Genomic DNA, 12,889 nt, shown 5'->3' on the forward strand with positions numbered 1-12,889 from the left:
CGGTCCGGCATACCGGACACGTACTACCGACGTTACCCGAACGGTGGTAGGCCGTTCAGCTCGTCCTGGGCCACAGCGCGGGGTCCGGGGTGAACCGGACGCGCAGCACCCCGTCCGTGAGGGCGGCGCCGGAGACGGTGCAGCGGCGCAGCGCGGACTCCAGGGGCACGATGCGGTGGAACGGGCCGACGGTCAGGAGCAGTTCGTTGCCTCGGCGCACCAGGTGGAGGTCCTTCTTGACGGCGCCGGGCAGCCGCAGGCACCAGACGAGTATCCCGTCGGCGCTGTCCGTGCCGTCCGGGGCGCCCGCCTCCTCGATCCACCAGGGGTCCTCGGCGCGGCCGCCGTCCCGGCCGTCCACCGGCACCGCCAGCACGTCGTCCGCGCCGGTGAGGGCGGTGAGGTCGTCGGGGCCCTGCGGGTCACGGCCGAGGTGCGGCACCTGCACCGGCGGATCGCCGGCGGCCCACTCCTCGCGCCAGTGGCCCAGGCACTTGTCCTGCTGCGCGGCGAGGCCGGCGAACCACGGGTCCGACGAGTGCCGCGGCAGCACCCGGTTGGCCACCAGGGCGTCGACGCGCAGCCCGTGCAGGGCGAGTCCGGTCCGGGCGGTGCGCAGGGCGTCCTCGGCGGCCGGGCCCGGTTCGGCGACGAGGCGGAGTGTGGTGGCGCGGTCCTCGATCAGCGCCTGGACCCCGGCCAGCTCGGCGTCGCGGCGGGCGGCGGCCTCGTACAGCCACTGGGCGGGCATGGGCACCCCGGCCAGCTGGGCGAGCATCGGGCGCAGGGCGCGGGCGGCCTGGCGTTCCTGGGGCAGCAGCCGGCGCAGGTAGCGGCGCAGCTGTCCGGGCAGGGCCAGCAGGGCGAGGGCTTCGCGCAGCGGCGGCAGGTCGACGACGAGGAGGTCGTAGCCGGCGCCGGACCAGTCGCCGTGGGCGGCGCGGCGCAGGGAGTGCAGCAGGGCGAATTCGGTGCTGCCGGGGAGCTCGGTGAGCTCCTCGCCGTCCAGCCGGTTGCCGCCGAGCAGATCGAGCATGCCGGACAACTGGTCCTGGAGGGACAGCAGTTCGCTGCGGAAGTGCTCGCCCGAGTCGATGCGTACGGACCACAGCTCACCGGTGACCCGGGTGGGCTCGGTGGCCGGGGGGAAGCCGGGTACGGCGTCGGCGGAGATCAGCAGGGTGCGTGAGCCCTGCCGGGCCCCGGCCAGCGCGGTGGCCGCCGCGACGGTGGTACGGCCGGCGCCGCCGAGCCCGGTGACCAGGACCGTACGCACCGGTTCAGCCCTTCGGGACGGACTCGACGCGCTTCTTCAGACCGGCCAGGGCGCGGTCGATGATGACCTTCTCGGCCTTGCGCTTGATCATGCCGAGCATCGGGATCTTGACGTCGACGGTCAGCCGGTAGGTGACCTCGGTACGGTCGCCGTCGCCGAGCGGCGCCAGGGCGTAGGAGCCGTCGATGGCGCGCAGCATCTGGGACTTGACCAGGGTCCAGCTGACCTCGTAGTCGCCGATCCAGGTGTACGCGAGGGTGTGGTCGTCCTTGATCGCACCGGCGTCCAGGACGAGGCGGACCTTCTCGGCGCGGCCCTGGCCGTCGGTGCCGAGCACCTCGGCCTCCTTGACCTCGCCGGTCCATTCCGGATAGCGGTCGAAGTCGGCGATCACACCCATGACGTCGGCCGGCGCCGCCTCGATCGTGATGCTCGAGCTGGTGTGTTCAGCCATCGCTGTGGCCCTCCAGTGCGGTGTGCCGGTCGGTCGGCAGAGGCCTGCCGCCAGAAGGCTATCGCGTGTGCGCGGCGCCTTGTCCCAGGGCCCGGCCGGGAGCGGCGGGGGGTGCGGTCACCACTCCAGGGCCCACGGCCGGCCGGTCGAGGCGAAGTGGCCGACGTTGACGCACTCGGTGGCGCCGATCCGCATCCGGCGGACCAGGGGCTGGTGGACGTGACCGAACACCGAGTAGCGGGGGCGGGTGCGGCGGATGGCGTCGAGCAGGGCGCGGCTGCCGCGCTCGAAGCGGCGCGCCACGGTGTCGTACGTCAGCTCGGGGACATCGGGCGGGATATGGGTGCAGAGCACGTCGACCGGGCCGACCGCCTCGATCTTCGCCGCGTACTCCTCGTCACTGATCTCGTACGGGGTGCGCATCGGGCTCTGCAGGCCGCCGCCGACGAAGCCGAGGACGCGGCCGCCGATCTCGACACGCTCGCCGTCCAGGACGGTGGTGCCGGGGCGGACGTACTCGGGCCACAGGCCGGGGATGTCGACGTTGCCGTAGGTCGCGTACGTCGGGGTGGGCAGCGCGGCGAACATCTCGGCGTACTGCTTGCGTACCGCTCCGGTGATCGCCGCGTTGCGGTCCATGCCCGCCCACAGCTCCCGGCCGAAGTCCCGGGCCTCCTCGAAGCGGCGTGCGGTGCGCAGGGCGACGATCCGGTCGGCGTTCTCCACACCGAACAGGTCGGGGAAGATGCCGCGGGAATGGTCCGCGTAATCGAGGAAGAGCACCAGGTCACCCAGGCAGACGAGGGCGTCGGCGCCGTCCCCGGCGCGGGCCAGGGCCTCGGTGTTGCCGTGCACGTCACTGACCACGTGGATACGGGTGCGCCGCCGGGGGGCGGCCCCCCGGCTGTTCGTTCCGGCTGGCATGAAGATCACCCTAGAACCATGGCGTCCACCTGGGTAGAGGCCCCGGACCTGCGGTTACCTCCATGAGCGGGCCTGGGTGCACTACTGTGCGGATGAGGACCACCGATATGTGTGATGCATAAGACATCTGGCCGGAACCCCCTATCCGGAACCGAGTACTGGTGGGTAACGTCCGGGCAGTCCAGTCGTGCTCACCCCACTGAGCACCCGCCGTCTCGGACCGCGCCGGTGCGTCACACAGAGCCGTGGCACCGGAGCCCGATGAGGAGCAGCAGTCTTGCGCGAGTTCAGCCTTCCGGCCCTGTACGAGGTCCCCTCGGACGGCAACCTGACGGATCTCATCCGCCGCAATGCCGCTCAGCATCCCGATGTCGCGGTGATGAGCCGCAAAGTGGCGGGCGTCTGGACGGACGTCACCGCCACACGGTTCCTGGCCGAGGTCAGGGCCGCCGCCAAGGGACTGATCGCCGCCGGTGTCGAGCCCGGCGACCGGGTCGCCCTGATGTCCCGCACCCGCTACGAGTGGGTGCAGCTGGACTTCGCGATCTGGAGCGCGGGCGCCGTCACCGTGCCGGTGTACGAGACCAGCTCCGCCGAGCAGGTCCAGTGGATCCTCGGCGACTCCGGAGCGGTCGCGGTCCTGGTGGAGAGCGACGCGCACGCCGAGGCCGTGGCCTCGGTGCGCGACCGGCTGCCTGAGCTGCGCCATGTGTGGCAGATCGACAAGGGCGCGGTCGACGCGCTCACGGCTTCCGGCGCCGAGGTCTCCGAGGAGACCGTGGACCTGCGCAGCGTGAGCGCCCGCGCCGACGACCCGGCCACCATCGTCTACACCTCGGGCACCACCGGCCGCCCCAAGGGCTGTGTGCTGACGCACCGCAGCTTCTTCGCGGAGTGCGGCAACGTGGTGGAGCGGCTCAAGCCCCTCTTCCGTACCGGCGAATGCTCCGTCCTGCTCTTCCTGCCCGCCGCGCACGTCTTCGGACGGCTGGTCGAGGTCGCCTCGGTGATGGCCCCGATCAAGCTCGGCTGCGTACCGGACATCAAGAACCTCACCGACGAACTGGCCTCGTTCCGGCCGACCCTGATCCTCGGGGTGCCGCGGGTCTTCGAGAAGGTCTACAACTCGGCGCGGGCCAAGGCGCAGGCCGACGGCAAGGGCAAGATCTTCGACAAGGCCGCGAACACGGCGATCGCCTACAGCCGCGCGCTGGGCACGCCTCAGGGGCCGTCGATGGGCCTGAAGTTCAAGCACAAGGTCTTCGACCGGCTGGTCTACAGCAAGCTGCGGGCCGTGCTCGGCGGACGCGGCGAGTACGCGATCTCCGGCGGTGCGCCGCTCGGTGAGCGGCTCGGCCACTTCTACCGCGGTATCGGCTTCACCGTCCTGGAGGGCTACGGCCTGACCGAGACGTGCGCGGCCACCGCCTTCAACCCGTGGGACCGGCAGAAGATCGGTACGGTCGGCCAGCCGCTGCCCGGCTCCGTCGTGCGCATCGCCGACGACGGCGAGGTGCTGCTCCACGGCGAGCACCTGTTCTCCGGCTACTGGAACAACGAGACGGCGACGGCCGAGGCGCTCGCCGACGGCTGGTTCCACACCGGTGACATCGGCACCCTCGACGAGGACGGCTACCTCGCGATCACCGGCCGCAAGAAGGAGATCATCGTCACGGCCGGCGGCAAGAACGTCGCCCCCGCCGTCATCGAGGACCGCATCCGCGGGCACGCCCTGGTGGCGGAGTGCATGGTGGTCGGCGACGGCCGCCCGTTCGTGGGCGCCCTGGTCACGCTGGACGAGGAGTTCCTGCGCCACTGGGCCGAGGAGCACGGCAAGCCGGCCGGATCGACGGCCGTGTCGCTGCGCGAGGACCCGGAGCTGCTGGCCGAGGTGCAGCGTGCGATCGACGACGGCAACGCCGCCGTGTCCAAGGCCGAGTCGGTGCGCAAGTTCCGCATCCTGGCCGCCCAGTTCACCGAGGAGGCGGGCCACATCACGCCGTCGCTGAAGCTGAAGCGGAACGTCGTGGCGAAGGACTTCGCCGACGAGGTGGAGTCGATCTACCGCGCCTGACGCCTGTGCCGCGTGCGAAGGGGCCCGCTCTGCGGGCCCCTTCGCACGTTCAGAGCAGTTCCCTGAGCCGCTCCGCCAGCAGGTCCCAGCGCCACTTCTCCTCGACCCAGGCCCTGCCCCGCTCCCCCATCCGCCGGCGCAGCTCCGCGTCACCGAGCAGCGCGACGATCCGCTCCGCCGACTCCTCGGCCGAACCGCCGCGCACCACCCACCCGCTCTCGCCGTCGAGCACCGCGTCCGGAGCGCCGCCCGAGTCGCCCGCCACCACCGGCAGCCCGGTCGCGGACGCCTCCAGGTAGACGATCCCGAGGCCCTCCACGTCCAGGCCACCGCGCCGGGTGCGGCACGGCATCGCGAAGACGTCACCGGCCCCGTAGTGCGCGGGCAGCTCCTCCCACGGCACCGGTCCGGTGAACCGCACCGAGTCCAGCACCCCGGTCCGCTCGGCCAGCTTCTCCAGGTCCCCGGCGTACGGTCCGCCGCCGACGATCAGCAGGACCGCGTCGGGCACCCGGGCCAGGATCGCGGGCATCGCGAGAATCAGGGTGTCCTGGCCCTTGCGGGGCACCAGCCGGGACACACAGACGGCGACGGGCCGGTCGGTGAGCCCGAGCCGGGCCCTGACGCGGTCGCCGCCGGAGTCCGGGTGGAAGGTCTTCTCGTCGACGCCGGGCGGCAGCTGCACCATGCGGCCGGCGGCGGCCGGGGTGAGCGCGGCGGCGATCCGGGAGCGGGTGTACTCGCCGAGGTAGGTGATGGTGTCCGTGGACTCGCCGATCCGCCGCAGCAGCTGCCGGGAGGCGGGCAGCTGCGCCCAGCCGGCCTCGTGCCCGTGGGTGGTGGCCACCAGCCGGCGGGCGCCGGCCCGGCGCAGCGCCGGTGCCATCAGCCCCAGCGGGGCCGCGGCGCCGAACCAGACGGACGAACAGCCGTGGCTGCGCAGCAGCTGCACGGCGCGCCGGGTGACGCGCGGGGTCGGCAGCAGCATCGTCGTACGGTCGCGGACCACGGTGAAGGGCTGCTCCGCGTCGAACGCGGCGGTGGCCGCCGCGCCCTCGGGGCCGCGTTTCCAGGTGGAGGCGTAGACGACGATCCGTTCCGGGTCCAGCCGGAGCGCCATGTTGTGCAGGAACGCCTGGATGCCACCGGGGCGGGGCGGGAAGTCATTGGTCACGATCAAGGTCTTGTCCATCGCCGCCGACAGTACCGGGCAGCCCTGCCCGCGGCCCGGTCCGAGCTGCGCCGCGACGCCACGGGGCGACCGGGACCGGGCCCTGCGGCCCGCGCACGGACGGGCCGGGCATCATGGCTCCTCGTACGACCGACACGACGGACGAGGGCAGGGCATGACGGGTTCGAGCGGCACACGTCCGGCGGCGTTCGCGGTGTGGGCACTCACCAGAGCTCTGCTGCTGCTCTGTGTCATCAAGGTGATCACGCTGCCGGGCCCGGACGTGACGAGCGATGTGTCGGTGATCTACCACGGCTGGTACGACGTGCTGAGGTCGGGCAGCTATCCGCAGTCCGATGTCACCTGGCAGTACCCGCCGGTCGCGGCGCTGGCGATCCTCTCCCCCGCCCTGCTGCCCTTCCTGGACTACGCCTCGGCCTTCTTCGTCCTGGCGTTCCTGTGCGACGCGCTGGTGCTCGGTCTGCTGATGTACGCGAGCCGGGGCGCCGCCCGGCGGACGGCCGGGGTGTGGGTGTGGGTGGCGGGGGTGCCGCTGCTCGGCACGACCGCGTACGCCCGGTACGACGTGATGGTGACGGCGGTCGCGGTGGCCGCGCTGCTGGCCGGGGTGCGCCGTCCGCGGGTGCTGGGCGCGCTGGCGGCGTTCGGGGCGCTGCTGAAGGTGTGGCCGGTGCTGCTGCTCGCCGGTACGGCCCCCGGGCGCCGGACGCGTCTGGCGTGGACGACGGCGGCCGGGGTGGCGGCCGGGCTGCTGGTGCTGTGCACCGCGGCGGCGCCGGGCGCGCTGGCGTTCCTGGGCTTCCAGCGCGACCGGGGCACCGAGGTCGAGTCACTGGGGGCGCTGGTCTTCCATGTGGCCCGGCAGTTCGGCTGGCAGGGCCGGGTGGAGCTGCACTACGGGTCGCTGGAGTTCCTCGGTCCGCACGTGCCGCTGGTGAGCACGCTCGCGCTGGGGCTGAGCGTGATCGCGTTCGGCTGGCTGCTGGTGTGGCGGCTGCGGGCGCGCACGTTCGGGGTGAGTACGCCGGCGGACGCGGCGTTCACCGCGGTGCTGCTGTTCACCACCACGAGCCGGGTGATCAGCCCCCAGTACATGCTGTGGCTGGTCGGGCTGGCCGCGGTGTGCCTGGTCTTCCGGGAGAGCCGGATGGCCTGGCCGGCCGGTCTGGTGCTGGTGGCGACGGGCGTCACCCAGCTGGAGTTCCCGCTCGGCTTCATCCATGTGGTGACCAGCGACGCGACGGGCGTGACCCTGATGTTCCTGCGCAACGGGCTGCTGGTCGCGGCGTGTCTGGTCGCGTGCGCGCGGCTGTGGCGGGACACGGTGCGCGGCCCGGCCGGCGCTGTCCCGGCCGGGGGCACGGCACCCGCCGCGCCCCCGCTCAGCCGAGCCGGCTCTCCAGATACTCCCGCCAGCGCACCGTGAAGTCCTGCGGATCCGTGCCGAGCACCTCGTGCAGGGCCTGCTCCACCGCTCCGTCGCGCCCCGGGTGCCCCCCGACGGCCCGGTAGAAGGCGAACAGCTTCGCCTCGCCCCAGTGGTCGGCGATGAGCTCGCAGGCCAGCCAGCCGCCCTCGTACGCCCTCGCCAGCCGGTCCGCGTCACCGGCGAAGCCGAAGTCCTCGTCGGTGGGCAGCGCGGCGGGCACGTCGCCGCCGCGGACGGCCTCGGCCAGTTCGGGCGCGATCTCGTCGGCGGTGCGCTCCTGGTCCCGGTAGGCCGCCCAGTCCGCGAAGCCCTCGGAGAGCCAGGCCGGGGTGGCCGCGGAGGTGCGGGTACGGGTGGCCACATGGGTGGTCTCGTGGGTGAGGACGACGCTCTGCCCGAAGGCGCCGAGCATCGCGTACGCCTCCGGGTTGACGATCACCCGGTCGGCGGGCGCCTTACCGGAGCCCCCGGTCTCGCCGGTGGTGACGGCCGCTATGCCCCGGTAGTTCGCGGCGGGCGATCCGAGCAGCTCCGCCATGTCCTTCACGGTGTCCGGGACCAGCACCACCACCCGCCCGGCCCAGCGCTCCGGCCAGGCGGCGGAGACGTCGGGCACCGCCCGGTCCGCGGTGGCGGCGATCCCGTCCAGCTCCTCCCGGGAGCGGCCGACGCCCAGCACCAGGCTGTGCGTGCCGCGCACCACCTCGATGTCGCCCTGTTCCCAGAGCTGCCTGCCCCCGCCGTCGGCGGCCTCGTCCGCGGTGATGTACCAGCGTCCGTCCGCCGGGTCCCGCTCCAGGGCGAGCACCCGGTCGACGGAGACCGGCGCGCTGTCGTATCCCTTGATCCGGTAGCCGAGCCGGACGTCGGCGGTGGCCCGGTCGGCGCCGTGCGCGGCGAGGTCCGTCAGGCGGTACGTCCAGGAGCCGATCGGCACGTCCGCGAGGTGGCCGATCTCCCGGCGCTGGGCGGCCCGCAGGGCCGTGGCGTCCGGGTCCACGACGGCGGCGTAGGCGGCAGGGTCGTGGTCCAGCACGGCGGCGGCACGGCGCTCCAGCGTGGCGCGGATGTCGCGGGCGGCGGTGTCGGGGGCCCGGTCCCCCGGGGCCGTGCAGGCGGCCGCGCACAGAAGCGCGGCGAGCACGGCACCCGCCGCGCGCCGTCGTCCACCGCGCGCCCGCCCCGCGGTACGCCCCTGATCAGCCACAGGACCGAGGGTAAGGGCTGTCCCGGGTATCCGAGCAGAAGGTCAGACCCGGGTGACCGAGGACACCGGCATCATGCCGACCGGGTCGTAGCGGACCGGGGCGCCCGGGTACGGGGCGTGGATGACCTGGCCGTTGCCGACGTACATCCCGATGTGGCTGGCGTCCGCCCGGTAGGTGACCAGGTCTCCGGGGCGGGCCTCGGACAGCGGCACCATGCGGCCGGCGTACCGCTGGGCCTGGGAGGTCCGCGGCAGGCTCACCCCGGCCTGGGCGTACGCCCACTGCATCAGCCCGGAACAGTCGAACCCGGAGGGTCCGTTCGCGCCCCAGACGTACGGGCGGCCCAGCGCCCGCTGAACGGCCATGACGGCGGCTGCCGCCCGCGCCGAGCCCGCGGGCAGACCGGCCGCCGGACCGGCCCCGATGCCGCGGCCGGTGCGCGAGGCCCGTTCGAAGGCCGCCCGGTCGGCGCCGGGCAGCGACTTCAGCACCCGCCTGGCCTCGGTGAGCTTGCGCTCGACGGTCCGCTTGTGGCGGGCGACAGCCTCGCGGTTGCGCTCCAGTCCGGCGAGCGAGCGGGCAGCCTCCGCACGCGTCTGGGCGAGCGCCCGCTGGGCCCTGAGCAGTCCGGCCAGGACGGTGGCCCGGTGGTCGTTCACCCGGCCCAGGGCGGCGGCCCGGTCGAGGTAGGTGTCGGGGTCGGAGGAGAGCAGCAGCGCGAGCGAGGGGTCGATGCCGCCGGAACGGTACTGCGCACGGACGGCGGAGCCGAGCTCCGTACGCATCCGGTTGATCCGCTCCTGGCCCCGGGCGGCCCGGTCCTGGGCGCGGCTCACCTCACCGCGCAGCCGTCCGGCGTTCTCACCCGCTTCGTTGTACTGCTCGGTGGCCCGCTCGGCCTCGGCGAAGAGGCGGTCGACCCGGGCGCCGGCGGCCTGCGGGGTGTCATGGGGCTCGGCGTTCGCGGTGGCCGCGCCGAGCGCGGCGGCAGCGGTCGCCGCCGCGGCCGACAGGACAGTGACCCGGACGCTCCGGCTGACGCCGGGCTGTGTGGAACGGCGATGGGACACCACAGGACGCCGCACTCCCTTCCGCTGTACGCAGACGCGCGCAGCCCCTGCCACCCGGGGCGGGCGGACCGACGAACGGGAGCTGCACAGCAGGCAGACAGTAGTCGCGCGATCACGGAGCGGACGAAGGCCGCGCCGGTCGCACAGGAGGCGCACACAGCGGCGCCCCACCGGTGACCTGTGGTCTCCGGCGGGGCGGCCGTCAGTACGGGGCGCGGGAATTCGCCCGTTCGGGCGTGGTCAGATGCGCACCGCGGTCTGGTAGGCCCCGATGGTGTTCATCGACTCGTAGCGCACGTAGGCGCCCGGCTTCGGCGCGTGCAGCACGGTGTTGTTGCCCGCGTAGAGGCCCACGTGCGAGGTGTTGCTGAAGAAGACCAGGTCGCCCGGCTTGAGCTGGCTGCGGGCGATCTGGGTGCCCTGGTTGATCTGGGTCTGCGTGACGCGGGTGATGTTGGCACCGGCCTGGGCGTAGGCCCACTGGGTCAGACCCGAGCAGTCGAAGGAACTGGGGCCGGTGTGCCCGTAGGCGTACGGCATGCCCACCCGGGTGCTGGCGGCCTGGAGCGCGGCGGCGCCGAGCGCGGAGGCGGGGGCCTCGTTGCCGAGGTCGACCCGCTCACCGGCGGCGCGGCTGGCGCGCTGGTCGTCCTGGCGCATCTTCGCGCGCTCGGCGGCGGTGAGGGTGTTGAGCAGCTTCTGCGCCTCGGCGAGCTTGGTCTGCTGCTGCTTCTTCTTCTCACCGAGTGTCTTGCGGACGTCGGCGAGGTCGCTCAGCTTGTCCTGGGCCTCCTTGCGCTCCTGCGCGAGGGCCCGCTGCTTCTCCTGGACCTTCGCCAGCGACTCGGCCTGCTTGCCCGTCAGCTGGTCCAGCGCGGAGGCCTGGTCGAGGAAACTGTCCGGGTCCGAAGCGAGGAAGAGCTGCACGGAGGGGTCGATGCCTCCGGAGCGGTACTGCGCGGCGGCGAGGGAACCGAGGCCGGAGCGGAGCGTGTTGAGCTCCTCCTGACCGCGGGCCACCTTGTCCTGGAGTGCGCCGATCTGCTTCTCGAGCTTCTCCTGCTTCTCCTTGGCCCCGCTGTACAGCTCGGTGGCCGCCTCCGCCTCGTGGTAGAGCTTGTCGACCTTCGCCTTGACCTCGCTCTTGGTCGGCTTGGGGTCGGCGTGCGCGGCCTGGGAGGTCAGGGCCACGGCCGCGGCGGCGGTCGCGGTGAGCACGGTCACGCGGGTGCGGCTCGGCGGCTTGGGACGACGGTGGGACCCCACGAAGGCGAGCTCCTTCTTCCTCGAGCCGCCTACCGGGTTCCGGGGAGGATGAGATCCCCGGCTCCGTGACGTCACGGCCTCGGCGGTTCCTTCACTGCCACCCCGGATGGGTGATCAACCGTGCGAAGGTTCGAGGCCCGACCTTAGTGACCATCTTGTGATCAGTTCAAATCCCCACAGGAAAAATCTCGCCGCAGCAGGCACTTCTTTACCCACATCACACGGCGCGTAGCGGCGACTTGACGGTCCGTTCCGTCATTTCCGGCAAGTCTCAACAAATCCCGCTAGACGCGCGAAAGCCGCTTCAGGAGCAAGGCGGACGCAACGGGCCTGGCTCCCGCCTTCGCCACGCCGTCGGCCACCTCGCGGTCGGTGGAGACCACCACGACCGGCCGTCCGGACGGCTCGGCGCGCGCCAGTTGACGGATGAGCTCGTCGGCCGTGACACCCGGCTTGCTGAACAGCACCCGCACCCCGCGCGGCGGCGCGAGCAGCACCGGCGCGGCCAGCTCGGCCCCGTCGAAGACACAGGTCATCTCGGCGCCCGTCTGGGCCGCCAGCATCGACAGACCTCCCAGCAGCCGCAACCGCTGCTTCTCCAGCGGCATCTGGGGGTAGCCGGTCTTGGTGACGTTGTAGCCGTCCACGATCAGATGGGCCTGCGGAAGCGCCAGCAACTGGTCCAGCAGCGCCGGATCGGTCTCCGAAAGAGCCCTGGCCGCGATGTCCTTGGGCGACATCCGCCCCGGCTCGACCGCGTCGACACCGTCCGCGGGACGCATCGACGAGGGCGGCAGGGCCAGTTCGCGCCGCAGCCCGGAGGCCGCGTCGAGCACCGTGTCGAGCAGCAGCCGCAGCCGCATGTCCTCGACGGAGCGCCCCTCCCTTGCGGCCCTGCGACCCGCCTCGGCGGACGCCTCCGCCTCGCCGAGCCGCGCCCGCAGCCGCCGGGTCTCGCTCTCGGCCGCGGACACCTGGGCGGCCGCCTCGGCCCTTACGGCGTCGCTCTCGGCCCTGCCCCGGCGCAGCGCCGCCTCGCCGCGCTTCACCTCGTTGGCCGCGCTGCGCAGTTTGCGCTGCAGCGACTCGGCCTCCTTGCGGGCCGCGTCCAGTTCGACGCGGAGCCGTTCCGTCTCGCTCTTCGTCTGGGACCGGGCCCGGTCGAGTTCCTCGCGCAGCCGTTCCAGTTCGAGCCGGCTCTCCTCGTCGGCCCGCTCGGCGTCGGCCCGCTGGACCTCCTCGCCCGCGGCGGCGACCAGCTTCGCCCAGCCCGCCGGACGCAGCACATAGGCCGCGGCGGCCACGTCGACGGGGTCGGCGGCGGCGGGCGGTGAACCCGCCTCCAGGGCGGCGGCCAGCTCCGGCTGCGTCTCCCTGAGCCGTTCACCGATGCGCCGGCGGAACGCAGCGTCGCCCTCGAGCGCGGCCGCCATGGCGTTCCCGGCGAACTTGGCGCGCCGGGTCGGCGTGAAACGGGCGTACTGCCGGAGCTGGGCCGGAAGTTCGGTGACGGTGAGGCCGCCGAACGCGTCCGAGACCAGCGCGACGACCCGGCGCCGCACTCCTTCGGGCAGCGGGCGGTCGAGCGCCTCCACGGCGTCATCGGCCGCTTCGGCCGACGCGGCGCCGCCCGCGGGCTGCTCCACCATCCGTCACCTCATGTTTGTCCGCACGGCCCCGTCAGGAGTCGGCACCCGGCCTGTCGACTAGTTCGATCTGGTCCACCGCGTTGCACCAACGACAGCGCACCGACTCGATGGTCTCACTGACCACCTCGCGTTCCTCGACGCTCGATTCCCCGGCCAGGTCGAGATGGACGTACTCGACGACCTTGGACGAGCGCGTCACATCGAATCGCGTCAGGTTTCCGCAGAGCGTGCAGCGCCAGCGGGTCCCGTCGGTCGGCTGGGGAACCGTCGTCATCGTTGTGTCCTCTTATCTCGAGCCTCGTGCTGCCGGACAAGGATCTCGCGGTGCACCGTCGAACTGCGGATGT

The 12,889-nt window shown here is 72.8% G+C and carries 11 protein-coding genes; 2 read left to right on the forward strand and 9 right to left on the reverse strand.

The window, feature by feature from the left end:
- Positions 1 to 55: 55 nt before the first annotated feature.
- From OG782_RS09520 to OG782_RS09530, 3 genes are all read right to left on the reverse strand, one after another.
- Positions 56 to 1,276: an ArsA family ATPase gene (locus OG782_RS09520; RefSeq protein WP_406449264.1), complete on the reverse strand. Its 1,221-nt coding sequence runs from the start codon at positions 1,274 to 1,276 to the stop codon at positions 56 to 58.
- Positions 1,277 to 1,280: 4 nt separating this feature from the next.
- The gene (locus tag OG782_RS09525) at positions 1,281 to 1,730 is read right to left on the reverse strand and encodes an SRPBCC family protein (protein WP_406449266.1); all 450 of its coding nucleotides are present in this window, start codon (positions 1,728 to 1,730) and stop codon (positions 1,281 to 1,283) included.
- Positions 1,731 to 1,847: 117 nt separating this feature from the next.
- Positions 1,848 to 2,654: a metallophosphoesterase gene (locus tag OG782_RS09530; RefSeq protein WP_406449268.1), complete on the reverse strand. Its 807-nt coding sequence runs from the start codon at positions 2,652 to 2,654 to the stop codon at positions 1,848 to 1,850.
- 277 nt (positions 2,655 to 2,931) lie between these two features.
- Between OG782_RS09530 and OG782_RS09535 the strand changes: the two genes are divergently transcribed.
- Positions 2,932 to 4,728 carry an AMP-dependent synthetase/ligase gene (locus OG782_RS09535; RefSeq protein ID WP_406449270.1) on the forward strand — a complete coding sequence of 599 codons (1,797 nt, stop codon included), beginning with the start codon at positions 2,932 to 2,934 and terminating at the stop codon, positions 4,726 to 4,728.
- 49 nt (positions 4,729 to 4,777) lie between these two features.
- On the opposite strand, the gene OG782_RS09540 is transcribed toward OG782_RS09535, so the two are convergent.
- On the reverse strand, positions 4,778 to 5,920 hold the full coding sequence (locus OG782_RS09540; RefSeq protein WP_406449272.1) for a glycosyltransferase family 4 protein: 1,143 nt from the start codon (positions 5,918 to 5,920) through the stop codon (positions 4,778 to 4,780).
- Positions 5,921 to 6,074: 154 nt separating this feature from the next.
- On the opposite strand from OG782_RS09540, the gene OG782_RS09545 reads away from it, so the two are divergent.
- On the forward strand, positions 6,075 to 7,346 hold the full coding sequence (locus OG782_RS09545) for a glycosyltransferase 87 family protein (protein WP_406449274.1): 1,272 nt from the start codon (positions 6,075 to 6,077) through the stop codon (positions 7,344 to 7,346).
- On the opposite strand, the gene OG782_RS09550 is transcribed toward OG782_RS09545, so the two are convergent.
- The 5 genes from OG782_RS09550 to OG782_RS09570 form a co-directional block, all read right to left on the reverse strand.
- Positions 7,303 to 8,556 carry a hypothetical protein gene (locus OG782_RS09550; protein WP_406449276.1) on the reverse strand — a complete coding sequence of 418 codons (1,254 nt, stop codon included), beginning with the start codon at positions 8,554 to 8,556 and terminating at the stop codon, positions 7,303 to 7,305. The two genes, OG782_RS09545 and OG782_RS09550, sit on opposite strands and share 44 nt — an antisense overlap.
- A 42-nt stretch (positions 8,557 to 8,598) precedes the next feature.
- A complete protein-coding gene (locus tag OG782_RS09555; protein ID WP_406449278.1) occupies positions 8,599 to 9,630 on the reverse strand; it encodes an NlpC/P60 family protein in 1,032 nt (343 codons plus the stop codon).
- 237 nt (positions 9,631 to 9,867) lie between these two features.
- Complete coding sequence (locus OG782_RS09560) at positions 9,868 to 10,893, reverse strand: NlpC/P60 family protein (RefSeq protein WP_406449280.1); 1,026 nt, start codon at positions 10,891 to 10,893, stop codon at positions 9,868 to 9,870.
- A gap of 284 nt (positions 10,894 to 11,177) precedes the next feature.
- On the reverse strand, positions 11,178 to 12,539 hold the full coding sequence (locus OG782_RS09565; protein WP_406458959.1) for an NYN domain-containing protein: 1,362 nt from the start codon (positions 12,537 to 12,539) through the stop codon (positions 11,178 to 11,180).
- A gap of 34 nt (positions 12,540 to 12,573) precedes the next feature.
- Positions 12,574 to 12,816 (reverse strand): hypothetical protein, encoded by a 243-nt coding sequence (locus OG782_RS09570; protein ID WP_014156692.1) that lies wholly within the window; start codon positions 12,814 to 12,816, stop codon positions 12,574 to 12,576.
- Between the last annotated feature and the right edge of the window lie 73 nt (positions 12,817 to 12,889).

This window comes from Streptomyces sp. NBC_00876, assembly GCF_045207435.1.
GTDB lineage: Bacteria > Actinomycetota > Actinomycetes > Streptomycetales > Streptomycetaceae > Streptomyces.